This window comes from Rhodopirellula sp. P2, from assembly GCF_028768465.1.
GTDB lineage: Bacteria > Planctomycetota > Planctomycetia > Pirellulales > Pirellulaceae > Rhodopirellula.
This window is the reverse complement of sequence record NZ_CP118225.1, coordinates 4,658,060-4,683,200: the sequence shown is the minus strand read 5'-3', so window position 1 is coordinate 4,683,200 and position 25,141 is coordinate 4,658,060. Positions and strand designations below refer to the sequence as shown.

Below are 25,141 nucleotides of genomic sequence, written 5' to 3'. Positions count from 1 at the left end.
TTGGGAGGCGATCGAAATCAAAACCAGACGGATGAAGTTTGAGCGTTCAAGAAGAGTTGCGCAGTCAGTCCCAAAGGTCCCCGCGGTTGCAACCAGCGTTTGAGCCAGCAGCTTTCATCGTTGCATGATGAGTGATTGTTCCACTGCTACTTTTCTGCCGCGTCCGGTGCGTCGTCCGGGGGTGGTGAGTCAGGCGGAGTCTTGGGCTCAGCCAGTTTGCCATTGGGCAACGTGACATCGATGCGTGTTCCCTGTTGGCATGACTGGGGGGCGGTTCCGGGCGTGTCTGCTTCGGATGTGGCCGACTGGGAATTGTCGGCGGATTCGGTCGAGACGTCCCAGTGACCGTCTTGGATGTTGATGCGGCCACCCATGGCGTGGGTGATGTTGCGAACCAGGTACAGGCCCAACCCGGTGCCTTGTTGGCTGCGTTCCAGTTCACTGCCCAGGCGGACGAATCGCCCGAAGACTTTGCGACGCAGGTTGGCAGGGATTCCCGTGCCGTTGTCCAAAACGGAAACGGTGATGTCTCCCGAGGCGGCACAGACCGCGGTCAACTCCACCTTGGGAGGCGAGCCACCGTATTTGATGGCGTTGTCGATCAAGTTGCGAAACAGAATTTCAATTTGGATGACGGGAGCGTGCACGAGAATGGGCGGGCATTTCACGCGGACTGTTTCAGGAGGCAGTTTGTATCGCACACAGGCTCCTTGGGCGCACTTGGAAAGCACGGTGTCCAGTGACAAATCGCAGGCCTCGTACGCTTCGCCTCCCCGGTCAACTCGAGCGACATCGAGGAGGTGATTGATGAGACTGTCCAAACGTTCCACGTCTTCCAGCATGATGAGGTGGAACTCCTTCTGTTGTTCCACGCTGACGTCATGACGGGTCATCGTTTGCAGGTACAGTTTGAGCGACGCAATCGGGCTTTTGAGTTCATGGGTGACGGAGTCGATGAAGTTGGATTGCCGACGATTCAAATTGAACGCTTTGACCGACAGGGTCAGGTAAGCGATGACTCCGGCCAGAACCGCGATCAAGAGCGGGGCCCCGGCACCGAGCATCACCCAGAACATGCCCGAGGTGGAATCGTTGCGGACGGCGCCCCAAACCGTTCCGCTGATCCAAACGGCGGTCAGCAAAACGACCAAGACAATCAACACCACGCCCAGAGTGACGGGCGTTCGCAGGGTCAACGGGCGGTTCGAAATGGGCGAGACGATGACCGTGTCCTTTGCAAGGCGAGTTGAAATTGAACCAGACACTTGGTTCTTCACATTCCCGGTGAGCTGGGACGCTCAGGTCCGCAACTGCGAAGGATTCTGCAGCAAGATAGCAGCGTTCTTCGTTGCACCGAAGAAGCCTGCCAAAGATTGGATCCGGGGAACGGGTGTCTGGCCGGCGGGGCAAGCCCGAACGCCTGTTGGAATGGGCCGGTCGTCTACGAATCCAGCCTCCGAAGGTGTGCGAGGTGAGGATGGTGGTCGTGACAGGCTGCCACACCGCGGGGTGGGTGGCAGATCGTGACAAGACAAAAATGAGTCAAAACTTCTTCAAAAGTGGGACTCCGACCATGACGGCAGTTGCCCAACCGGCAATAATGATTCTCATGAAGACCAAGTGTCTTCTTCATTGCCACGCGGAGATAGGATCATGCGTGCCGAAACGCAGCAACGACAATATTCCGAAAGAACGCTCCAGCAGGTTCGTCTGGACAGCGTCCGTGCGCTCGCGAAGGCAAAGTTCTGCCCGGACACCAGTGAGATCGTTCGCTTGCAATGTGTCGACGACCGGGCTGAGTCCGAGAATCAGTTCGGCAACCAACTTTGGTACTTCGAAGGCAAAGGCGTTGACGACGGCCATCACCGGCAAGACGTGTTTGGAGTCGTCGAGTATCAAATCCAGTTCGGGCTGCAGGAATTGGTTGAAGACGGGGTTTTTGATACCCCTCAGGAACGCGAAGGCTTTCGTTCCCTGTACGATCGCGAGGTCAGCGGCCCTTCGTGGCGACACCCAGCGAATCGTTTGTTCTTGGCCGCGATGATGGCGGTGGCTGCTTTGACGTTGTTCTTGCTGACGCTGAAGAATCTGCTGGCGTGAGTTCTTTCGCCTCCGATCCAGCCGAGAGCGTTGCCGCGTCTCTCGAAATGCCCGTGAAAGATGGAACGATTGTGTCCGTCAACGGGCTGCAGAAAACCTATCGCGGAAGCTGGCGGCGTTCCGCTCACGTGCATGCTCTCTCGGGAGTCACTCTGAACGCGGATGCCGGTCAAGTCTTCGGTCTGCTGGGTCCCAACGGGGCTGGCAAAACGACATTGATCAAAATCTTGCTGGGAGTGATCCGATCCTCCGGTGGAACCGCCAGTTTGTTTGGTTTGCCAGCCGGATCGGCAGCGGCTCGTCGTCGAGTCGGGTATCTGCCTGAGTCGTTGCGAGTTGATCGGCACCACACTGCTCGGACAGCACTGAAGTATTACGGTCGACTGAGTGGACTCGACGGCGCGACAATCCGCCGACGCAGCGACGAGTTGTTGGAGTTGGTCGGACTTGCCGGTCGAGATCGCGAACCGGTGCGGCAGTTCAGCAAAGGCATGTTGCAGCGATTGGGACTGGCTCAAGCCTTGATGCACGATCCCGATCTGTTGGTGCTGGATGAACCCACCGATGGCTTGGATCCCGTGGGGCGGTCCGAGGTGCGTCAAGTGATTGAACGTTTGCGAGACGCTGGCAAAACGATCTTGATGAACAGTCACATTCTGCACGAGGTGGAATTGGTGTGCACGCACCTGGCGATCATGGCCAAGGGCCGCGTGCTGGCGTCGGGACCGATCAACAACTTGAGCGGTCCCGGGATGGAAGTCTCCCAGTCGGCGATGACGATTCACATGGAGATTGAACTGGACCGTTCCAAGTTGGAAACGTTGCAGGAGCATCTGCAGCCAATGGTGTCGACCGATTCCGCTTGGCAGTTGGTCCGTTCGAAGGAATCGAATGATCTTTGGCGTGTCCAATTGGACTGCGACGAACAAGCCGACGTCGACGCGAGTGTGGATGTGGTGCGCAGCCTGGATGGCTCGATCGTCACCCTGCAACCGCATCGACACACTCTCGAACACACGTTCATGCGATTGGTTCAACAAGCCGGTTTGCCCGGCCGTGACGCCGACCCGACGCCGTGATGCTGATGATCTTTTTCCTTGGCCCGCCGTTGCTGTCACCATCTACTTTGAAAACGATCGCTGGAGAGATGCATTGAATTGGCGACCCTATTTCGCCGTCGTTTGGGATTCGTTTCATGCCGCGATGGCGTCGCGAGTTTTGTGGGCAGCGATGCTGGCCATCTGGATCCTGCTGGCCATGCTGGCTCCCATCGGCGTTCGCGAAGATTACACCACCACGTTTCGCTTCTTCGACGTCTACAACGGGACACGAATGAAGGCGATGCTGGCGCAGGGCATGGTCGACCCGGATCAGAAGGATGCTCCGCTAGGACGAATCGCGGCCTCGATGCCAGAAGAGCTTTCGCGGAAGCTTCAGCGCGTGGGGGAAGGCGACGAGGTTCGGATTCCTTTGCCAATGCTGACGGATGCCTTGAACGAGTTGATCGAGCAAGAATTCAGACTCGCCACCAACGCGCCAGAAATCGAAGCAGAGTCGGGCGAAACGGCCGAGGGGCCCTCGGATTCGCGTCACTGGTACGACGCCGAAGCCTGGCAGGAAACCGTTCGACTTCGCGAGTTGCGTGAACTGGATGAAAAGCCGGCGGAGGAACTGTCTGATTCGCTGATTCGGCGTCGGGCCAGACTTCGGATCGAGGCCGCTTTACCAGGGGTCTTCGAGGCCCGCAGTGCACGCTCGGTGTTGTTGACCTATGGGACGTTGGATTTTCCAACCGGATTTGAAATCGATCGAACTCAGTTTGAATCGTTGTTCAATCAATTTGTGATTCCAACCTTGGTTCACTGGTTGCTCGGGTTCGTGCTGGTCTTCCTCGGCGTCCTGGTTACCGCGTCCATGATTCCGGACATGTTGCAGACCGGGTCGTTGCATCTGTTGCTCAGCAAACCCGTCTCGCGTTCGGCCTTGTTGCTGGCGAAGTTCGTGGGGGGGTGTGCCTTCGTGTTTCTATGCGTGGCTCAATTGGTCATCGGTCTGTATCTGATCGCGGGAATGCGCCTGGAGATCTGGAACCCCAGGATTCTGTGGTGCATTCCCGTCGCTGTGTTTCTGTTCGCTGTTTTCTTCAGCGTGTCTGTGCCGGCTGGATTGAAGTGGCGTTCCCCCATCATTTCGATTGCAGCGGCGGGAGCATTGGCCGCGATCTGCCTCGTGTTCAGTATTATCGCGGGTGTGTTTGACACTCGAATTGTTCAGCCGGAACGCATTTCCGGCCTGGTTCGAGCGGGAGAGGATTTGATCGCGGTCACCAACGGCGGCGGGTTGAACCGGATGGACGAGGCTCAACAGCAGTGGGTGCCTGTGATCGAGAGCAAAGCGATGTCCAATGATCGCGTGTTGCGGCCCGTTGCGATTGATGACGACCATGTTCTGACGGCAAGAATTCGCAATGGAAAATTCAATCCATTCGGCTCCGGTTCGCTCGATCTGATCGTGTTGGCACGCGACAACGATTGGAAACCACAACCGGGACTGCGATTGCCAACCGCGACGGAACGTTTGATTCCAATCGGATTGACGGGGAAGTCCGGATCCGGACAGACCTTGGCGGTCAACACGGCGGATTTGTTGATCACTCAAAACAAGGACATCCTCTCGTCGATTGGCAAGAAGCTCCAAGACGAAGCGGATGATTCGGACGCTGACAGCGAAGGCGATCCGGACGGCCGATCCCCGCGGGGGCAATCAGCTGACTCCATTGGCGCCTGGTTGAGTACCCTCGTGACGATGCAAGGAGGCGCCACGGAAGAATTCGTTTCGATCCTGCCGCGAAATGTGGCTCTGAGTCCTCCAATTCGGCTGGCAGTCCCCTTGGACTCAACTGATTTGAAAGGCGGGGAGGCACGTGAATCGACGCGGTTACTGATTCTCAATGGAAGCCAATTGCAACAGTTGGTGCCCGATGGCAGTCCGACAGAGAATGTGTGGCAGCGGGATCTCACCGCGGATTTGCCTCGCTCGGACACGCCTTTGCCTCCCGTGTTGGCCGCCTCGAACCGATTTGTCATCGCCAGCACTGGTGATGAAGTGGCTCGCGTGTTCAACACGAAGGATCTGACTGAGTTCTTCGTTGGCGATTGGCCCGACGACATCGCGCCACTATCACTGCACGCTGTCGCGGAGGACCTGTTTTTGGTTGTGACTACGGAGGGCAGCGGGCATCTGCTTCGCGTGATCGAAAATGCAGGTGATCAGCCGGATTCGGAAACTCATCGGTTGCATGTGATCGCGACACTCCCGGTGGACGAGATTGAAACAGCGATGGTGGAGTTCACGCCGGACTCATCGGTGGTCCAGTTGGTCATCGCTCATGACGTGGACCGAGTCAGTGAATTTCATGTCAACAGCCAGGCGAAGTCCGCTGACCTGAATGTGGTTCGCAGCATTGAACCGAAACGATCATTTTGGCGTCGAGTCGACCGGTATGGAATTGGGTTGCTGGAATTGCTGACGCCTCAGGTGCTTGCATTGGGGGACACAACCGCAGGGATGGTCTCTGGCAAAAAGGCGTTCATCGTTGGTGGTGGCGACATGGAGGCGGGGGAAGTGGTCCGCTATGGAATCGCCACGCCCATCATCAGCTGCGGTGTATTCATTGCAGTGATGCTCACCTTGAGCTGCGTCTACTTTGCTCGCAGCGATTTCTGATCGCCTGGCCGAATGCGGCGATTGGCGTCTGGGCACGGGAACCGCGGCGCATTGCCGCGGAGGTGAGAGGTTCTTTGTTCGATCGATCGCACAAAGGTATGGCCAGTGCGCATCGCCAACTGAAGTCCAATTGTAGGGACTGGTCGGTTGGGGAAACAAAATGCGCTGCGCGTCTCCGCAATGTGCTAAGCGAGCAGCTGCCTGGGAAGAACTGAGGGCTAGTGTAAAGAGCCCCAACTACATTCTCAAAAAAGCTTCTCTTAGGCGGGGACAATATGCATGTGCAGCACCGATCGCATTTTATTCGTTGATGATGACACAATCATCTTGCGGGTGCTCCGTCGTAGCTTGGAAGACAACTACGAGGTCGAGACCGCAGAATCGGGCCATTTGGCGCTGGAAATTCTTCGTAGCAGCAAACCAATCAGTTGCGTGGTCAGCGACATGCGGATGCCCGTGATGGATGGCATTCAATTGGTCAAGACGATTGCGATCGAATGGCCCGAGGTCCCTTGCATCATTCTGACTGGCAATCAGGACGAAGAGAGCGAGCGACGAGCGATCAGCCAATCCAACGTCTTCCGATTGATGAACAAGCCTTCGCCACGAACTGAAATCATTGATGCGATTGAGGGTGCGTTCCAACATCGCAAAGACAAAAGTCTCCCGCCATCATCGAATTCACCGTTCACCGTGAGTGCGTGAACAACGGTTGGACGGCTCTTTTCATTGACGGACGAAGTCCCCATCCTCGGACTACCTCATGCAACGTACCATTCTTCTTTCCCTTCTGATTGCCGTCATTGGGGTGTTCGCGACGGTTGCCACTGTGGAGATGGTCCGTCGTTCCGCACTGAGGCATGACCAGCAGCGTTTCGAACACATGGCCGATCGCTTGCAAGGCGAGTTTCAGCGACGCATGCAACAAAGCGAGTTGGGATTGATTGCAGTTCAGTGTCTCTTCTCAGCAAATGAACAGGTTCAATATGCCGACTTCATTCGACTGCTCTCACGAATCGATCCCGAAGATGAATTTCTGGGCGCCGAAGCGTTTGGGTACTTAGAGGTTGTCCCGGACACCCCCGAAGCGACGCAACAGCTCAGCGAAGAACTGGTGGCGTCGGGGTTGGCTCCCTTGCGAGTCACCACTCACAAATCGTCTGGTTTGCAATTCGAGGGTGTCGGGAGTGGCAGGCTGATTCCAGGTCGGTTCATTATCAAATTTGTTCAGCCCAACACACGTTTTGATTGCGTGGTTGGACTGGATCTCGGCGAAGATCGTTTGCGACGTGAGACCGCAGAACGTTCCGCAAGGACGGGGAAGGCTTGCATCACACCACGTTTGCAGTTGATGGGAAGCGGTCCCGATGAATCAGGTTTTCTGTTCATGATGCCACACTACCGAGGCAACCCCAGAACGGAAGAGGAACGCTTGAAGTCGATTGTTGGGTGGGTTGGGATGGTCATTGATGGGGAGGCGGTCTTTGAGAATCTGGAAACTGCGACGGGGAATGAACTGGGGTACAAATTATCCATACAAGAAGGGGGCGACTCCCAGTTTGAACTCGCATCCGGTCCGGCTGATTCCACCAAGAGTTCCCTCGGTTTCCAACGGCGGACATCCGAACGAATCGCGGGACAACAGTGGATTGTTGAGGTGTTTCCAACGAAGGATTTTGCAACGACAGTTCATTCGCTCGTTTGGACGATTGCCTTTGGTGGTGGATGTTTCACCTTGGTAATCTCCATTTTGGTTTTGACCTTGAGTTCCAACGCGTATCGAGCCCAAAAAATCGCATCCCACATTCTCGTTGACCTCCGCCGCCTGGCAATGGTTGCTGAACGCACGACGAATGAGGTGGTGATCACCGATGTGAACCGGAGGATCACGTGGGTCAATGAGGGCTTTATCCGCAACACGGGGTATCAGTTGAGTGAAGTGGAAGGCCAATGTCCGGGCGATCTTCTCCAGTGCAGTGAGACTGACCTTGGCACCCTCCAGTTGATTCGAGAAGCCTTGGGGAGCCAAAAGGGCTTTTGTGGTGAGTTGCTGAATCAACGCAAGGATGGAAGCCGATACTGGGTCTACCTGGATATCCAGCCACTTCTTGATGATGACGGCGAGCATATCGGATACTTGGCGATTAAGAATGACATCACGGAAACTCATGAGGCCGCTGCAAAAGTCAAACGGGTGAATGAACGAATTGAATATGCTCTTGATGGCGGCCAAATGTCGATTTGGGACTGGGACATTTCCAAAGGAAAGATCGTTTACGACAGTCGTGGCTATGGAATCACCGGGCATCGTTCGCCCGAAGGTGGTGACCCCGCAGAAGTTTGGTTCGAACGAATCCACCCAGAAGATTTGGCCCATGTGGAAGCTGAAATCAATCAATGCATTTCAGGTGAAAAAGAAGGGTTCCTGATCGAGTGGCGGTGCGCGAACGAGCACGGGGACTTCAACTGGTTGTTTGCCCGGGGCCACGTCGTGCAGCGTGATGAAACTGGGCAAGCCACACACTTGGCCGGAACGACAATGGAGATCAATGAACGCAAGCGTGTCGAATTGGCCCTCATTGAAAGCCAGAAGCGTTCGCAGGCGGTGTTCAATTCATCGCAAGATGCGATTATGTTTCTTTCCAAGGGCGAAATTTTGGATTGCAACCCACGAACTCTTGAGTTATTCGGGTTTGAGAGCATCAGCGAAATGGCACGCTTTGAAATCGTTTCGCTCTCACCGGAGTTTCAACCCGACGGGAAGCGATCGGATGTCGAAGGACGCAAGATCATGGAGCTTCTTGACTCCAACGGGAAAATCCACTTCGAGTGGACACACATGTCCCAAGAGGGACGCTGTTTTGATTGTGATATCTCCGTTGTGTCGTTCAATTTGTCGGGGCAGGTCTACCAACAAGCCGTACTGCGTGACATCTCCACCAAAAAGGAAATGCAGCGCCAGCTTTCACAAACGCAGAAGCTGGAAAGCATTGGGCAGTTGGCCGCCGGTGTGGCTCACGAAATCAATACACCGATGCAGTGCGTGTTCGGGAATGTGGAGTACCTGAACATGGCATTCGACAACGCCTTTCAACTCATCAACACCTATCGCGAATTGCGAAGCGATTCGCAGCCCAGTGACTTTGCAAAGGCAGTCATTCAAAAGGCAGAGTCAAGTTGTCGCTTTGATTCGTTGCAAAGCAATATCACCGAGTCCATTCAGGAAGCTCACGATGCCGCCAATCGAGTGATTGATATCGTTCGGGCAATGAAGACGATGTCCCATCCGGGCACCTCAGCGAAGACCACGACGGATCTGAACCAATTGATTCGTGACGCGACGATTGTTGCGAGGAACCATTGGAAGTATGTCGCCCGCTTGAATCTTGATTTGGATGAGACGGTCCATTCGCTTCCGATCTTCCCCGCGCAGTTGAGTCAGGTGATCTTGAATTTGGTCGTCAACTCCGCAGACGCGATTGAAGAAGAACACGTGCCGGAATCGTCGGATCTAGGCGTCATTTCGGTCTCCACGGAGATGGTGGGCAGTCACGTGCGAATCACTGTGACGGACACCGGCACTGGAATGCCAGAGAGCATTCGGAGGCGAGTTTTTGATCCGTTCTTTACAACCAAAGACGTTGGCAAGGGGACCGGCCAGGGATTGGCGATCGCCTACGACGTGGTTGTCAATCAACATGGGGGAACAATCCAGGTGGATTCCACGCCGGGGCAAGGCGCGTGCTTCACCATCCTGCTTCCAGTGGAAGCCGACACAACGACTGTGATTGGCGGACTGAGTGAGAACTCAGGCGAACTGAGCGGGGCAATGGAAGCGTCACAAGTCCAAGCCTAGCCACCGCGAGATCATGATGAGCTGACGGAGTGTTTCGGAGACCCGAATCTCTATTCTCGGTTTTCAATCTGCCAGCTGGGAACACGATGTGCCGAGCGGATCGGGGCCAACGGAACGGTCGCTGCGTCGCCGAGGTTGCAGCCAGTGTTTCCGGCCTTTTTATCAATTGGCGTCGTCGGCCGAGTCAGGAAGCTTCTCACATGCGGTCGGTGGCTTGGAGGCAGAGCCCAACATCCAAATGCAATCGTTTCGGAAGCGAGGATAACCGACGCCAATGGTGAGCAGGCAATAGGTGGCAACCATCAGCTTGGAGGCTCCTGCCTGAAACAACCGTGACGCGTCCAGGAAGGCTTCCCCGCTGAACCAAGCCAGCGCCAGGTATGTGCCGTTGGCGAGCAGGCAAAAGTCGGCAACGAACCACCACGCGCGTCGGTTTGCGACGATTGCGAATGCGACGGGCACAACCACCCCCAGCAGTGGTCCTGACCACAAGGTGATCAGTGGCGAGGGATCCGGTGAATGGATTGAATAGGGCAGTTGCCATGGTCGAAGGTCGACCTCGATCAAGGTCGCTCCGCCGATCCAGCCGCCAACCACGTGCCCCAGTTCGTGAGTCTGAGTCATTGCCAACCAACTCAACAACATCCATCCAGCAAACCGGACGGTCAGGTGGATCGGCTGGGACAAGTTCGTCGGCATGCGGCTATTGAGGCCCTGTCATTTCCCAAATCACGCCACGCGTGGTTGCCGGATCAATGAATCCCGCCTTCTTCTTCAGCACCCCATCGTGCGGTGTCTCGCTTTTGGGAGTCATTCGCCTGGCCGGCAACTCTGCGAATGTCTGACCGACATCTGCGGTCTCAAAGCAAAGATGATGAAGCCCCTCCCCATTCTCATTCAGGTGCTCCATCAAGGGATGATCGTCCGTCAATGGTTGCACAAGTTGCAAATGCAGGTTGCCCATGTCCAAGTGCGTCAGACGCACTTTGCCGGACTGGATGCATTCGTCGATGACGACCGGTAAACCGAGTTGATCGCGGTAAAACTCGAGAGCCTCGTCGGTATCGCGAACCACGATGGCGATGTGATCGAGCTTTTTGAAAAGTGGTGTCTCAGACACGGGAACCTCAGGGAATGAATTCAGGCTTTGAGTTTTTGAAAGGCTTCGAGCAACGCGTTTGGACCACCAACGTTTCCAGGGAAGACAACGTAGGCAATTCCGGGAAGATGGCTGTCGGCTGGCATTTTCCAAACGGGGACGCCAGGCAGAATTTGCCCGAGCACCAGGGCGTGCTTGGCTCGCAATCCTTTGGTTGCAACGTCGCTGGAGGTGATCCCACCTTTGGCAATCAGGAATCGAGGACGCTGAGTTAGGCTGCCGACGACGGAAACGAGAGCTTTGGACACTTGATTTCCAATGGCGAGACTCGCCGCAGCGTCGGTCCCGGTCACCAGTTTTCGTGAAGAGGACAGAACGACGTTGGATTGCTGCAGTCCATCGTTCACGGCGGTCACGATTTCCTGCAAGTACGAGTCGCTCTCATCCTCCAGCAACCGGTCGACATCCATCACAATCGATGTCAGATTGGATTCGCTGTCGAGCAAGCACTTCAGTTGTTCGGTTGTCTTGGGGACGTACGAGCCGACGACCACCAAACCGGTTTGCGATCCCTCGTCCACCATTTCGTTTGCACGAAGCAAATCCCTCGGCTCCAACCCTGCGAAGGCTTGCACGAAACTCGCTGCGGTCCGGTAGACGAATGTTTGCCCTTGTTGTTCCGCAGATTGGGCAGCAAAAACGAAGGCTTCGATATCTCGCATCGAAACCGCGTTGACGATGCACACCGATCCCGGCGGCAATTCGGCCAAACGAGATTGAAGCGGAGTCAGGTCCGACGAACGGAGTTCATTCAGTCCGACTGAGACGATCTGGCTGGCTTCGAGCTTTCCATGGTGTTTCTCGGCGACCCAACGTTTCAGGTCGCTGTTTTGAAATCCAAACGCGGCGTCTTTGGCGAAGGGAGTTTCCGCAGCGGGGATCAATCGGTCTTCTTCCGCGACATAGTGAACGTCGCCGATCGTGAACCGACCACCTTGTAAGAAAAATGGCGCAATCACATGAACGGCATCAGTTGTTCCCACCGCGGACGCGATCGCGTCGACTTCGGCGGGATAATGGCCTCGAAGCGTGGAATCGCTGCGACTGACAACGACAAATCCTTGTTGGGCTTGGCGAGCGGCTTCGGTCAGGTTCTTGCCAATCTCTTCGGCCAGTCGAACGGCATCGGGTTCCGTCAACGACCGCGAATTGGTGAGCACATAAAACAGATCAGCGGGAGATTTCAACGCCGCAGCCAACTCATCCACGCCCCAGGTGGTCAGGACAGGCGTGTCGTAAACGGTTTGCGTTCCCGTCGGATCATCGTCCAGCACAACGATTTTGCGGTTTGACCGCTGATTGTTTTCGCGGATCTTGGGGAGCAATGATTCGGGACGTTCTTCGGCGACGCCTTGAAGTGCATCCGAGAGAGTTTTTGTCATGGGAATTCGAGAGAAGGGGACAAACAAGATGTCAAAAATTCGAGCGTCTCAAGGATTGATCGGGCAATCCAAGAGCGCGAACGCACGACATGGCGCACCATCGCCGCCGGCCACCTTGAGCGGCATGGCGCCAAACAAACAACGGGGCTCCAAGATGGCGTCCAAGTTGGTCAGCCCCTCGACGATGATCACGTTGCCGCCCAGCAAGATCTGATGGATCTCCGTCACCGCCGGCAGGTCGTTGACGTCCGCGACCGACGGGGGTTCCACGCCCACCAAGCGAACTTTTCGTTTGACCATCCAGCGTGCCAGGTCAGGACTGATCGGTTGAAAGTTGTCTCGGTAGTAGGTGGGATTGCCAACATGCTGACTCCACATCGTTCGTAGTAACAACGCGTCTCCTGCCGGAAAGCTCTCCGCCAGTTCACCGAGGTGCGAGATCTCGATCGGGGTTTTGGGCGGGAGGTGCGTCAAATCCACGATCCAGGCATTGCCAATGCAATCTTGCAACGGAATCTGGTCGATCGTCTGCTCGCTTGCTTCAAAGTGCAGCGGCGCGTCCATGTGGGTGCCGCAATGCGAATACAGGTGCAGCGTGCTTGCGTTCCAGCCATTTTCGGCCAGTGTGAATTTGCTTTCGGATGCAAAACCTCGCATCCCAGGTTCCAGACGCAGTGTCAGGTCGATGACTTTCATTCTTGGGGCGTCTCCCAGCATCCGGATTGTGACGAGGCGTACATGGCTTCCTGAACCGCCAAGCTTTTCAAGTAGCTCACGCCATCGGTTTCAAAGGCTTGGCCGTTTTGGAGTTGATCGATGAAGTGTCGCTGGGTCGCGAAAACGCAGTCTCCTGCAAAACCATGTTGGCTGGGGGTGTAGGGATGCTCCCGCTCGGATTCACCCAGGGTTTGGATCATCAAACGACCGTCGTCGTGCAAGCGGATCGAGCCTTCGTCACCTTCCAACAACACCTCCCCAAACGTGTAGCGAGGATTCTTTGCCGTGGACTCGTTGAAACGATTGGCGTCGTACAGCCCCATCGCACCGTCGTGAAAACGGAAGACGCCCACGGCGGTGTCTTCCCCCGCGATGACAGGGTTGAGTTTGCGGTGCCAACACCACGCTTGGTCGATCTCGCCACCGAGGTATCGAAACGTGTCGATCGTGTGGATGCCTGCCTCGAAGATCAGGAACTTGTCCATCGTCTGAAAATAGGGTTGGCGAGCAAGGTAAGCATCTGGACCGTGCCCGTCACCGGCTCGGTTTCGAAATGACAGGGAGTGCAAACGACTGCCTATGGCACCTGCGTTCATCAACTGTTTCATCTCGCGATACCAGGGTTGGAATCGAAAGTTTTCGTGCACCATGAAGCGAATCCCTCGCTGCTCAGTCAACGTGACCAATTCGCGGGCTTCCTGCACCGTTGGCGCAAGCGGTTTTTGGCAAATGACGGCGTGGCCACGCTGGGAAATCTCGTCGACCATCCGCAGATGGGTGTCGGGACGAGTGATGATGTCCACAAAGTCAACCTCGTGCTGGTCAAGCATCCGTTGGTAGTCCGTGTAGGCCGATCCAATCCCATTTGCCTGAGCAACTTCATTCGCTTTGTCGAGATCCACGTCGCAACAAGCAACGATCTCAACGTCGCTCATTCGGTTCCAGGCGTCGTAGTGGAACTGGCTGAAGTAACCGGCACCAATCACGGCACCCCGGTAAATTCGTGCGGTTGGGTTGGCGGTCATGTGGTGGCTCCTGTCATTGGCGAAGCAGCATCCAGCTCTTCCGCGATGGAACGGTCGGGTGAGATGCGGAACCACAGGAAGATCGCCACCACGTTCAGTGCCGCAGCCGAGTAAAAGAACGGCTCATGAGCATCGAAGTGGGCGACCAAGTACGGGAACGACAATGAAGTCGCGAAGGCACCCAGGTTGCCGACCATGTTCATGGCCCCGCTGACCGCACCGGCACTCTTTCCTCCGATGTCCATGCAGGTTGACCAAGAAGGGCTGAGGATCATGTCACTCCCGAAGATCGCGATGCACATGCAAATCACAGCCGACATGGGAGTGGTCATGTTCACACACAGGCTCATCCCGATTGCGCCAAGTGCAAACCCGATCGCAGCCGGCAAGCGTCGCGAAAGTTTCCATTGGCCGCGGCTGTAGAGCCGATCGACGGTGAAGCCGGCCAACCAGTTGCCGACCACACCGCACAGCAAGGGCGCGGCGGCGTACAAGCCGGTTTGTTCGCTGGTCAGTGAGTACTGTTCCTTCAGATAAGGGAAGAACCAACTGACGGTGAAGAAAAACGTGAAGTTGTGGGCCACGTACTGGAACATCAGCATCAGCATGTTGGTGGAACGCAACATCTGAAGGAACTTGATGGGCTCTTCTTCAACGTGTTCCAGGTGAGCTGCTCGTTTGGGATTGCGTGATGCCACGATGTGAGCGGCCTCGGATTCCGACACCGCGAAATGGTCCTCGGGCAGATCGCGAAAAAGCGTGTACCAGACGACTGCAAACAAGATCCCCATCACCCCGAAGAACCAAAACGTTTGTTGCCACCCACCCAGTGCACCGATCAGCCAGACCACGCCCGGCATCGCCAGAGCAGCGCCCAGACGTCCGCCTGAGAAGCTGATTGAATTGGTGATTCCACGTTCGTTCATGGGCAACCAAGACGTGAACGCGCGAGCCAGGGTGGGGTACCCGCCGGCTTCCCCCATCCCGAAGAGGAACCGCAGCCCGACCATGGCCGACAAGCCGCGAACGACTCCCGTGAGGACCGTGAAGGCGGACCAAATCAAGCACACCACGGCCATGACCTTGCGTGGTCCAAACCGATCGGCCAACTTTCCACTGGGAACTTGGAACAGGGCATAACCAAGTGCGAAGGCGGACATGACCCAACCCATCTGTTGGTCGGAAAAACCGAGGTCGGTTGCCATGTCCTCTTTGGCAGCAGAGATGCACGCTCGATCCACCCACATCAACACGGACAACAAGAACGCGCCGAGGATCAGCAAGAAGCGTGTGGGCATGGGGAATGTCCGTGGGATGAGAAAGAGACTTCGCTCGCGATCGAATCAATTCAAGGCGAACTTCAAACGGGCGTCGTTTCACCTTGGAGTCGGCGACTTAGGTGAGCTGCGATTTCGTCCGTGATCTCGACCGTCGAGAGTTTGCCGCCCATGTCCGCGGTCCGCTGCGTTGGGTCAGACAAAACGTCCGAGATGGCACCGTTCAATGCATCCGCTGCGCGGCGTGTTTCCGGGTGATCCAGCCACTCCAGCATCATCCCGGTCGACAGATGCATCGCAATTGGATTGGCGATCGATTTCCCGGCAATGTCGGGCGCCGAGCCGTGGGAAGGTTGAAAGACCGCTGCCTCATCCCCCAAGTCGCCGGAAGGTGCCATTCCCATGCCACCAACCAAACCGGCGGCCAAGTCGGAGAGGATGTCGCCGAACATGTTTTCGGTGACCATGACATCGAAGTCTTGCGGGCGACGGACCAAGAACAACGCGGCCGCATCGACGTAAACGTGATCCGCTTTGATGTCGGGGAACTCCTTTGCCACTTCGTCAAACACATGCCGAAAGTAGACCATCGATGAAAGCACGTTGGCTTTGTCGATCAGCGTGACTGTCTTTTTACCGTTGCGGCGACGAGCGGTTTGGAATGCCAAACGGCAGACTCGTTCCGATGCGGAACGGGTGATTCGTAGCATGTTGGTCGCTTCGTCCGCGTCCAAGTCCGCAATCGCATCACGTCCGTAGAACAACCCTTCGGTGCTCTCGCGAACCAGCACAAAGTCGATGTCACCGGGCCCATGGCCCTTGAGCGGGGTGTCTTCTTCGTGAAAGAGATGAATTGGGCGGACACCACCGTACAACTGCAAACGCTCGCGAAGATCCAATTGAGGTGCGATCTCTTTACCATTGGGGTAGCGAACGTTTGGCAACCCCATCGCGCCCAGCAACACCGCATCGGATGCCAGGCAGGCATCGAACGCCGTTTGAGGCAGTGCCTCCCCGGATCGCTGGTACTCGCCAACGCCAACGCTGTGATGGTCGAGTTCGAAGGTGACTCCGTTCAAGTGCGGTTGCATGATTTCAAGCAACCGAACCGATTGGTCACAAACTTCGGGGCCGATGCCATCGCCACCTAAAATGACGAGATGAAAGGATTGGGTCATGGGGGATGGTGCGAAAAGAATGGGCGACTGGAAAATCACAATGCATGGCGAGAAAAACACAACACTCACCAACGATCGAATCGCATTGCGATCGCGAACGGTTGAGAACGACTGAATGCACTCCGTCGCTTCTTCTCAACGGCAAGCATTACACCACAGTGAGTTGTGTTTCGACAGAGGATGACCAACATTCTTGTGCTGCGCTCTATACACTCACTGCCTGTGACGAATGATTTCGCATTTGTAAAAAGGAACTGATGTGTCGACTCGAAAGCAACTCCTCGCGGCTTGGGTGATCTTCACCTGTCTCGTTTCTGTGATGATTCCGACCGTCTCTGCCGAGCGTCCCCGGTTGGCTGTGCTGACAGACATCGGAGGCGATCCGGATGACCAGCAATCCTTGGTTCGCTTGTTGGTGTATTCCAACGAGTTTGAGATCGAAGCGCTGATCGCCAGTGCGTCGGGGACACGAGGTGAACTGAAAGAGTCGGTCACTCGGCCGGAGCTGATTCATGAACTCATCGATGCTTACGAACAGGTTCGTCCGAACTTGCAACAACACGCTCAAGGTTGGCCAGAGGCGGAAGCACTTCGCAGCGTTGTCGTGTCCGGCAACCCGAATCGGGAACGCCCTCACATCGGTGAAGGGCATGACACCGACGGATCACGTTTGTTGATGGAACGCATTGATGCGGGGTCGGCGGAGTCCCCTCTGTGCATCGCAGTCTGGGGTGGACAGACCGATCTGGCGCAGGCCTTGGACCGAGTCCAAGCCACACGTGGTGCCGAAGGATTCGCCGAGTTCGTGGGCAAGTTCGAGGTGTATGACATCGCCGACCAGGACGGCCTTGCTGACTGGATGCGAAAGCAATTTCCGGGCATGCACTATGTGCTTTCCACAGCGGCACCCAATTCCGACATGCGGATCGCAAACTTTCGCGGGATGTACTTGACGGGTGACCAAAGCCTGACGGGGAAAGACTGGATTGAAACCAATGTGCGAAGCAAGGGACCATTGGGAGCTTTGTATCCGACCAAGACTTGGACGGCACCCAATCCGCACGGCTGCCTCAAAGAAGGCGACACGCCCGCTTGGTTCTTCTTTTTGCCCCAAGGCGGGAATGATCCCCAAGACCCAAGCCAACCTGGTTGGGGCGGGGAGTTCACCAAGCAAGAGGATGGATGGTACCGAGATCGTGCGGCCTCCTCGTCCTACGATCCTCGCACGTCGGTCAGCCGTTGGCGTCCCGAATTCCAAGCCGACTTTGCCAAACGCATGCGGTGGTGTTTACCTGCCACCAAGTGACGCATCGGCACGCTGAATCAACGTGATGCTCATCAGGCGATCTGATAGGCCTCGGCGAGTTTTGCGAAGGATGCGACTTGTTCCGCGATCCATGCGTCATCTCGCTGCATCTCGGTGGCCATCAGTTTGGCAACGGTTTCTGAGATCTGCACCGCTGCTTTGGAGTTCAAAAACAGGCATCGGGTTCGGCGAGCCAGCACATCTTCGACCGCTCTGGCCATCTCATTCCGGACCGCCCAGATCACTTCGCCAGCGGTGATGGAGAGATCCGGGTGCAGTTTCTGGTTCCATCCGGATTGCTCTTGTTCGAGTTGTTCAATCTCGGGCAGGTCCGATCCGTAGTGCCCTCGTCCTGCACCGGCGACGGTGTTTGTTGAGCCCGAGTTCGGGTCATAGCCATGCAGGTGAAGTGTTTCCGTTTGGCAGGCAGACGCGGTCAACGGAGTGGCGGATTTTTTAGTCGAGGCAATCGTTCGATCGACGCAGTCCTCGGCCATCTTGCGGACCGTGGTCCACTTGCCTCCGGTGATCGTGATCAGTTTGGAGTCGGAAATGCGAATGGTGTGGTCGCGAGACAACGATGCCGTCCGTGAGGACTTGTCGCCTTTGACGAGGGGGCGGATTCCGGTGAACACACTGAGGACATCTTCTCGCGCTGGTGCTTCGACCAAGTACTCCTTTGCGGTTTCCAGAAGAAACTCAATCTCCCCGGCTTGGGGTTTGGGGTCCAGGGACACCGAGTCGATCGCCGTGTCGGTGGTTCCGACCACGGCATGATTGTGCCAGGGAATGATGAACAGGACGCGACCGTCGGACGTTTTGGGAACGATCATCGCAATGTCGCCGGGGAAGAACCGGCGGGGCAGAACGATGTGCACTCCTTGGCTGGCCGCCAGCATCTTTTCAGCGGCCGGTTCGTCCATCGCTCGGACGGCATCACAAAACGGCCCCGCGGCGTTGATCACTCGGCGAGCGGCGATGGAATGCGTTTCACCCGTTTCGCGGTCCTCAGCGACCACACCGTTGATTTCACCCGCTTCGTCTTTCGAGAGCCCGGTGACGGCCACGTAGTTCAGCAGACACGCTCCATGCTCAGCAGCGGTCCGCGCCATACTGATGAGTAACCGTGTGTCATCAAACTGCCCGTCGTGGTAGATCACGCCTCCGTTGGCTTTCTGCTTTTGCAAGGTTGGCACACGCTGGGCAGCTTCCTGCGGGCCGATCGAGTGAGACCGACCAAAACGATTCCCCGTCGCCAACCAGTCGTAAACTTTCAGCCCTGTTGCGTAATACATTCGTTCCATGAACGAACCACAGGGAATCAGGAACGGCATGTCATGCACCAGTTGCGGCGCATTGTTGCGAAGCAGCGTGCGCTCTTTCAAAGCATCTCGCACCAACGTGATGTTGCCTTGTTGGAGGTAGCGAACGCCGCCGTGGACCAGTTTGGTACTGCGGCTGGACGTTCCCTTTCCGAAGTCAGCTTGTTCGAGCAGCAAGCAATCCAGTCCGCGGGTGGCAGCATCCATCGCGATCCCAACCCCCGTCGCGCCGCCGCCGATGATGACAATGTCCCAGGGCTCGGAACGTTCGTTGAGCTGGGTCAGGGAATGTTCGCGTTGCATGTTGAACCGAAGAGGCGAGAGAAGTTGAGCGAGAAGAGGACGCGTCCCGTGTTCACGGGGCGGGCTGAAAATCAGTCGGTCGCGGATTCGAGTTCCGCCCATTGTTTGGAACGTTCGAGGGCCTTGGCCCAGCGGATTCGGCGTCGCGACACCTCGTCGGCTGGCATTTGCGGTTCGAACACGCGATCGGTCTCCCAGATACGCTCGATGTCGGCGTAGTCCTTCCAGAAACCTGTTGCGAGGCCGGCGACATAGGCCGCGCCCGCCGCGGTGGTCTCAATGACCTTGGGACGGACGACGCGTGCACCAATGATGTCGGCCTGGAACTGCATCAGCAGGTCATTGGCGGCGGCTCCGCCATCGACTCGCAGTTCCTCGATCGCGACGCCGGAGTCCTTTCGCATCGCGTCGAGCACATCGGCGACCTGGAAGGCAATGCCCTCGAGTGCGGCACGCGCGATGTGAGCCTTGGTGGTCCCGCGAGTCAAACCAACCAAGATCCCGCGAGCGTACGAATCCCAGTGCGGTGCACCGAGACCGGCGAACGCAGGAACGAGGTACACGCCGTCGGTGTCTTCCACGCTGGCGGCCAACGCTTCGACTTCCGAGGAGGACTGGATGATCCCCAGTCCGTCTCGCAACCACTGCACGATCGCACCGGCGATGAAGATGCTGCCTTCGTAGGCGTATTCTCGTTTGTCGCCATCCCAGCAAGCGACGGTGGTCAACAATCGCGAAGGCGAGGGAGACGGCGTGTCACCGATGTTCATCAACATGAAACATCCGGTGCCGTAGGTGTTCTTCGCCATACCGGGCTGGGTGCAGTTTTGCCCCAGCAACGCCGATTGTTGGTCGCCGGCAGCTCCACCCAGTGGAATGGATTTGCCAAACAGCGAGGGTTCCGTCTCGCCGTACACGTGACTGGAAGGGTGGACGCTGGGAAGAATGGCCTTGGGAATTTCAAACAACTCCAGCAACTCATCGTCCCACTGCCCCGAATGAATGTTCCACAACATCGTTCGAGAGGCGTTGGTGACATCGGTGGCGTGGACGGTTCCGCCGGTCAGCTTCCAAAACAACCAGCTGTCAATGGTTCCAAAGGCGAGTTCGCCCTTCTCGGCACGCTCCTTCGCCTCAGCAACGTTATTGAGAATCCAGTGCAGTTTGGTCGCGCAGAAATAGGCGTCGATGACCAATCCCGTTTTGTTCTGTACCAGTTCTGATCGGCCTGCTTCCCGCAACGCATCGCAATCGGGCGCCGTTCTTCGGTCTTGCCAAACGATCGCGTTGTGAATTGGTTCACCGGTGGCTCGGTCCCACACCAAGGTGGTCTCGCGTTGATTGGTGATCCCGATGGCGTGCACGTCGGAAGCGTCCATGCTGTGCTGTTGCAGCACCTGTTGAGCGACCGTCAGTTGCGTCTCCCAAATCTCGTTTGCGTCGTGTTCCACCCAGCCCGGTTTGGGGTAGTGCTGAGTGAACTCTTGCTGCGTCATCCCGATGATCGATCCATCGTGTGCAAACAGGATCGCTCGAGAACTCGTTGTCCCTTGATCCAGTGCCAGAATTGCCTTCATCGATTGTCTCCGCCAAGTTGGTTGATCGTCATGGTTGTCAAAATGAATTCTGATTCTAACGGAGTTGTCGACCGCACGTACCCGTGAACAACGCTGAGTGGGCGTCCCTTGAAATGATCATCGGGAACTGCGCACCGCCTGCATTTGACATGTCGCAAGCGATCGGGGTGGTCGCCCGCGAAGAGGACCGATCCTTCTCCCAATCGCTGCCACGACTCAGCCAATCCCCTTGATCGGCGTCGCAAGAATCAACCGCATTCACGATCAGTTCCTTGCCCTTCCTCGTCCCCGGTTCGCTAGACTGAAGTCTGGGTGTCGAATTCGCGGGCTCATGTGGACCGAGGTGTGACGATGTCGAAGATCCAGAGAATGGCAGAATCCATTTTGCCAGCGGCTTGGTTTGTTCGCGTTCGCGATTCGTCGAAGAAATGGATGATCCGATGCCCGCACTGCCACCGCGAACAGTCGGTTTGGGACGTGGGCGGAATCCGATGCGGGGCCGCATCGGTTGGGAAGCGGATCCAGGCACACTGCGAGCACTGCGGGAATGTGACCGCGAGCATGCACTACCAAGACGACAACTGAGGTCGCGTCCGGAACCGCTCGTTACTTGGGCGGTTGCTGCTTCGCGTGGGCCAAGTCATTCGTTCGGATGTCGATGAGCTTTTGAGTCAGGCGTTGCCTCAGTTCCGCGACCACGTTGGCATGTTCGGGAGATGACGCGAGGTTGGTGAACTGGCGCGGGTCGGATTGCATGTCAAACAGTTCGATCCCGCCCGAAGCGTCTTCTTTGTACTGAATGAACGCCCAACGATCCGTTCTCAACAAGAACCCTTTGCGCATCGGGGCGACACAGAAGGCCGCGTCACGAACTGCTTGCTGGGGATCATCCAACAGCCTGGAGATGTCCTTGCCCTGCACGTGATCGGGGACATCCAAATCGCACAACTTGGCCAGGGTCGGGTACAGATCCAACATCTCCACCAGGCTGTGGCAGACACCGGGATCCTTGCCTGGGACTTTGATGATCAGTGGGACCTGGGAGGACTCGTCTCTCAAAGAAACCTTGGCCCAGAAATCATGCTCGCCCAAGTGGTAACCATGGTCGCTGGTGAACACAACGATCGTGTTCTCTGCTTGCTCGGATTCGCGGAGCGCCGCCAGCACTTTACCGACCTGAGCATCCATGTAGGCGACCGAGGCATAGTATCCACCGACCGCTTTGCGCTGGCGGCGGAGATCCATCTTCATGTTCTGGCTGGTTTTGTAGTTGATGCCCAACTTCGGGATATCGTCCCAGTCGCCCTCGATGCGTTCCGGCAGGCGAAGTTTGCGATACGGTTTGAAGGGCTCGAAGTACTTCGCGGGAGCCACGAAGGGAACATGTGGACGGACAAATCCAACACCCAACCAAAACGGTTGTTCACGCTTGGCATGAATCAGTTCAGCTGCTTTGACGGCAGTTTTCCCGTCCGAGTGAACGGTGTCGTCGCCATCGGCTTCCACCACGACAAACGTGTTGCCTCCAACGACGGGACGAGCCCCATCGGGGTTGTTCTCCAAGGTTTCCCCGTCGCCGGTGGCTTTCCATTCTGGTCCCGGGCTGTTGAAACGCTCCGTCCAGGATATCGCGTCGTCCGCTCCATTTCCGCCATCATGGTCTCGTCCGTCCCCGCCGGTTTCAATCCCGCCCGGCACCCCCATGTGATAGATCTTGCTGACACGAGCCGTGTAGTAGCCCTGGTCTTTGAAACATTGCGGCCATGTCGGGCGATCGCCAATTTGCGGACGCGGGCTTTTGTAGCCCAAGACGCCCGTGGCGTGCGGGTAGTATCCCGACAGAAACGACGCGCGCGAGGGACCGCAGTAGGTGGCCTGGCAATAGGCTCGGGTGAATCGCGTTCCCTCCGCCGCCAAGGAGTCGATGTTGGGTGTCTGGCAAACTTCGTTTCCGTAACAAGACAGCGCCGTCGAGGTCAGGTCGTCTGAGATGAGGAACAGCACGTTCATCGGCTGCTTCGCGGCGACGGGGCCCAGCACAGCAAGCTGGAGCGGGGCGGCTAGGATCGGGAGCAGCATCCAGAGACGCATGGAGGTTTCCTCAGCGAATGGGAAGAACGGCGACGGGAGTCGCAATTGTAGGCCGATTCAAGGCAGCACGCACCTGATCGGCGTGCCCGTCGAATATGCCACTCACGCTTGGGAGCAAATGCCTCGGTAGTACTCGATGCTTTGCCGAAGGCCTTCTTTCATGTCCACGGTGGGCTCAAATCCGAGTCGCGAACGAATTTGATTTGTGTCTGCCAGCGAGTCTCGAACATCCCCCGCGCGAGGCGGTTCGTGAATGGGTTGGATGTCGCCTTGCAACAGTTCGCGAAGTGTGTCGAGCAAATCCAAGAGCGTTGTTCGCTGACCGCGACCGACGTTGAAGATTCCGCCAGCAGCGTCCTTCACCGTCGCCGCCAACATATTTGCGTTGGCGACGTCTCGCACAAATACAAAGTCGCGAGATTGTTGTCCGTCGCCATAGATGATCGGGCGTTCGCCGCTGAGGATCATGGAAACGAAGCGTGGGATCACCGCGCTGTATTCGCTTTGGGGATCTTGCCGTGGCCCGAACACGTTGAAGTACCTCAGAACCACCGTTTCGATCGGGAACTCACGCTGAAAGACTTGGCAGTAGTTCTCCGAGGACAACTTCGCCGCCGCATACGGAGACAAAGGGGCGGGCATGTCATCTTCTCGCTTGGCGACATAGGGCGAGTTCCCGTACACGGCACTGGTTGACGAGAGCACCAACCGTTTGACGCCAGCGGCAGCCCCAGCAGCAAGCAATTCGACGGTGCTGGTGGTGGTCCATTCGTGGCACAACCCGGGTTCACGCATGCTGCGTGGGACGCTTGCCATCGCTGCAAAATGGAAGATGTGGTCCACGTTGGTGACAGCCTGTTCCACGCACGTTCGGTCAGCGGCGTCGCCTTCGAGAAACGTCAAGCGAGCTTGGTGAGGGCCTTCCAGAAACGGCGTCAAGTTGTGACGAAAGCCCGTGCTGAGATTGTCGAGTGCAACCACGTTGGCGCCGGCAGCAAGCAAACGTTCGACCATTTGCGAACCAATGAATCCCGCTGCTCCCGTGACCAGGCAACGTGTGCCAGCGAGCTGAGCAAGAGCGGATTCGAGCGAGGACGACATAGAGCGACTGGCCGGTAACGTTGGGAGACGAAGCGGCATCCGGCCTGAAGAGAGGTCGACTCAATCCTCGAGTCGACGTGTCACGTCAGTCGCTCTGTGTGAGCCGACCGGTGACCTGAGAATGTATTTCGCAGCAATGTTCTCGACGATTGCTGCGTGTTGGCTTTCAAAGGGCAGGGGATCAACCCTGCAGGTTCAAACCACCCGAGCCTGACAGCACCTCAGCGATGCGTTTGTTGGAAGGCGATTTGTCCGTGCCTTCTTGAGCACAAACCATTCGCCAGGTTTCGGCTTCCGTTTCCAGCACCAGGCGGATTTCGTCGATCATGGAGGCATCGCCATTCTGTTCCGCTGCGATCAAGTGCTGGCACAAGAACACGTAGAGGTCAGCGACGGTGCGGCAAACTTCGACGGAGTTGTCGGTGACACCCGATAGCAGTTCCGACAACAACTCGAGCAACTTCAACGAATACTCGTTCGTTCCGCGTTTGCCAGGTTGGGAGTTCCAGTGGTGAGCCAAGTGCCGCGAGACTTCCACGGCACGCTCGATCACCATCAGACGCAATCGGGCGGGCGATGCTGTCTGAACCATGGATTCCAGGTACGCGTCGCCCCGGCGTCGGCCAAAGTTATCCATTCCGTCGCTGAGTCTGCCTGATTCGCCACGCGACTCCGCTGAGCCGGTCGGCGTCTCCACGGCGTGTGCTTGTGGTTCGTTCGATGGCACCGAAGATTCGTCACCAACAAAGGTCATCGGAGGTGGAACGAAGGAGTCAGCCGTGTTGTACATCGGGTTTCCGGTTGCGGGAATTGGAAACGGGCACACGGGACGAGTCCCGGCATGCAGCGCATTTTGTTATCGACGTGGACGAAGCGAAACTTCATCCAAAGACACGAGGGGGGCCATCCTCACACCGGAGAGGAACGCGATGTTCCCTCCGTGATGAGGAAACGAATCCGTGTTGCAATCTCCAGCTAGGTTAGGATGCGCGACAGGCAGGGACCGTGCCTCGAAAAAACT

General features: G+C 56.8%; 20 protein-coding genes. 7 read left to right on the top strand and 13 right to left on the bottom strand.

Translation table 11 applies throughout. The features are described 5' to 3' along the window. Positions 1-146 precede the first annotated feature (146 nt). Positions 147-1,265, bottom strand: a complete 1,119-nt coding sequence (locus tag PSR62_RS16605; protein ID WP_274404128.1) for a sensor histidine kinase — start codon at positions 1,263-1,265, stop codon at positions 147-149. A 388-nt stretch (positions 1,266-1,653) separates the two neighbouring features. Here PSR62_RS16605 and PSR62_RS16600 point away from each other — a divergent pair, with 388 nt between their 5' ends. The 5 genes from PSR62_RS16600 to PSR62_RS16580 all read left to right on the top strand — a co-directional run bounded on the left by PSR62_RS16600 (position 1,654) and on the right by PSR62_RS16580 (position 9,682). Continuing rightward, complete coding sequence (locus tag PSR62_RS16600; RefSeq protein WP_274404127.1) at positions 1,654-2,100, top strand: hypothetical protein; 447 nt, start codon at positions 1,654-1,656, stop codon at positions 2,098-2,100. Positions 2,101-2,147: 47 nt separating this feature from the next. Next, entirely contained in the window at positions 2,148-3,179 is a 1,032-nt protein-coding gene (locus PSR62_RS16595; RefSeq protein WP_443217437.1) for an ABC transporter ATP-binding protein, read from the top strand. Positions 3,180-3,252: 73 nt separating this feature from the next. Beyond that, the gene (locus PSR62_RS16590; RefSeq protein WP_274404125.1) at positions 3,253-5,826 is read left to right on the top strand and encodes an ABC transporter permease; all 2,574 of its coding nucleotides are present in this window, start codon (positions 3,253-3,255) and stop codon (positions 5,824-5,826) included. Between the two features lie 279 nt (positions 5,827-6,105). Beyond that, complete coding sequence (locus tag PSR62_RS16585; protein ID WP_274404124.1) at positions 6,106-6,531, top strand: response regulator; 426 nt, start codon at positions 6,106-6,108, stop codon at positions 6,529-6,531. A gap of 58 nt (positions 6,532-6,589) precedes the next feature. Beyond that, positions 6,590-9,682 (top strand): PAS domain S-box protein, encoded by a 3,093-nt coding sequence (locus PSR62_RS16580; RefSeq protein ID WP_274404123.1) that lies wholly within the window; start codon positions 6,590-6,592, stop codon positions 9,680-9,682. A 162-nt stretch (positions 9,683-9,844) separates the two neighbouring features. On the opposite strand, the gene PSR62_RS16575 is transcribed toward PSR62_RS16580, so the two are convergent. From PSR62_RS16575 to PSR62_RS16545, 7 genes are all read right to left on the bottom strand, one after another. Further along, entirely contained in the window at positions 9,845-10,306 is a 462-nt protein-coding gene (locus PSR62_RS16575) for a hypothetical protein (protein ID WP_274408243.1), read from the bottom strand. 79 nt (positions 10,307-10,385) lie between these two features. Next, positions 10,386-10,802 carry a VOC family protein gene (locus tag PSR62_RS16570; protein WP_274404122.1) on the bottom strand — a complete coding sequence of 139 codons (417 nt, stop codon included), beginning with the start codon at positions 10,800-10,802 and terminating at the stop codon, positions 10,386-10,388. Between the two features lie 20 nt (positions 10,803-10,822). Continuing rightward, positions 10,823-12,223, bottom strand: a complete 1,401-nt coding sequence (locus PSR62_RS16565; protein ID WP_274404121.1) for a four-carbon acid sugar kinase family protein — start codon at positions 12,221-12,223, stop codon at positions 10,823-10,825. 48 nt (positions 12,224-12,271) lie between these two features. Continuing rightward, on the bottom strand, positions 12,272-12,919 hold the full coding sequence (locus PSR62_RS16560) for a cyclase family protein (protein ID WP_274404120.1): 648 nt from the start codon (positions 12,917-12,919) through the stop codon (positions 12,272-12,274). Further along, positions 12,916-13,965 (bottom strand): Gfo/Idh/MocA family protein, encoded by a 1,050-nt coding sequence (locus tag PSR62_RS16555; protein ID WP_274404119.1) that lies wholly within the window; start codon positions 13,963-13,965, stop codon positions 12,916-12,918. The genes PSR62_RS16560 and PSR62_RS16555 overlap by 4 nt, the downstream gene beginning before the upstream one ends. Then, positions 13,962-15,263 carry an MFS transporter gene (locus PSR62_RS16550; protein WP_274404118.1) on the bottom strand — a complete coding sequence of 434 codons (1,302 nt, stop codon included), beginning with the start codon at positions 15,261-15,263 and terminating at the stop codon, positions 13,962-13,964. Before PSR62_RS16550 ends, PSR62_RS16555 begins: the two co-directional genes overlap by 4 nt. 62 nt (positions 15,264-15,325) lie before the next feature. Continuing rightward, positions 15,326-16,420 carry an isocitrate/isopropylmalate dehydrogenase family protein gene (locus PSR62_RS16545; protein ID WP_274404117.1) on the bottom strand — a complete coding sequence of 365 codons (1,095 nt, stop codon included), beginning with the start codon at positions 16,418-16,420 and terminating at the stop codon, positions 15,326-15,328. Between the two features lie 259 nt (positions 16,421-16,679). Here PSR62_RS16545 and PSR62_RS16540 point away from each other — a divergent pair, with 259 nt between their 5' ends. Continuing rightward, complete coding sequence (locus tag PSR62_RS16540; RefSeq protein ID WP_274404116.1) at positions 16,680-17,726, top strand: DUF1593 domain-containing protein; 1,047 nt, start codon at positions 16,680-16,682, stop codon at positions 17,724-17,726. 32 nt (positions 17,727-17,758) lie between these two features. On the opposite strand, the gene PSR62_RS16535 is transcribed toward PSR62_RS16540, so the two are convergent. Next, complete coding sequence (locus PSR62_RS16535; RefSeq protein WP_274404115.1) at positions 17,759-19,351, bottom strand: glycerol-3-phosphate dehydrogenase/oxidase; 1,593 nt, start codon at positions 19,349-19,351, stop codon at positions 17,759-17,761. A gap of 71 nt (positions 19,352-19,422) precedes the next feature. Next, entirely contained in the window at positions 19,423-20,928 is a 1,506-nt protein-coding gene (gene glpK / locus PSR62_RS16530) for a glycerol kinase GlpK (protein WP_274404114.1), read from the bottom strand. A gap of 369 nt (positions 20,929-21,297) precedes the next feature. Here glpK and PSR62_RS16525 point away from each other — a divergent pair, with 369 nt between their 5' ends. Beyond that, on the top strand, positions 21,298-21,513 hold the full coding sequence (locus PSR62_RS16525) for a phage terminase large subunit family protein (protein WP_274404113.1): 216 nt from the start codon (positions 21,298-21,300) through the stop codon (positions 21,511-21,513). A 21-nt stretch (positions 21,514-21,534) separates the two neighbouring features. Here PSR62_RS16525 and PSR62_RS16520 read toward each other — a convergent pair whose 3' ends face one another. From PSR62_RS16520 to PSR62_RS16510, 3 genes are all read right to left on the bottom strand, one after another. Further along, positions 21,535-23,019 (bottom strand): sulfatase, encoded by a 1,485-nt coding sequence (locus PSR62_RS16520; protein ID WP_274404112.1) that lies wholly within the window; start codon positions 23,017-23,019, stop codon positions 21,535-21,537. A 102-nt stretch (positions 23,020-23,121) separates the two neighbouring features. Then, positions 23,122-24,120, bottom strand: coding sequence for an SDR family oxidoreductase (locus PSR62_RS16515; protein ID WP_274404111.1), 999 nt, complete (start codon positions 24,118-24,120; stop codon positions 23,122-23,124). Between the two features lie 181 nt (positions 24,121-24,301). Further along, positions 24,302-24,757 (bottom strand): flagellar protein FliS, encoded by a 456-nt coding sequence (locus tag PSR62_RS16510; protein ID WP_338020211.1) that lies wholly within the window; start codon positions 24,755-24,757, stop codon positions 24,302-24,304. Positions 24,758-25,141: the final 384 nt, after the last annotated feature.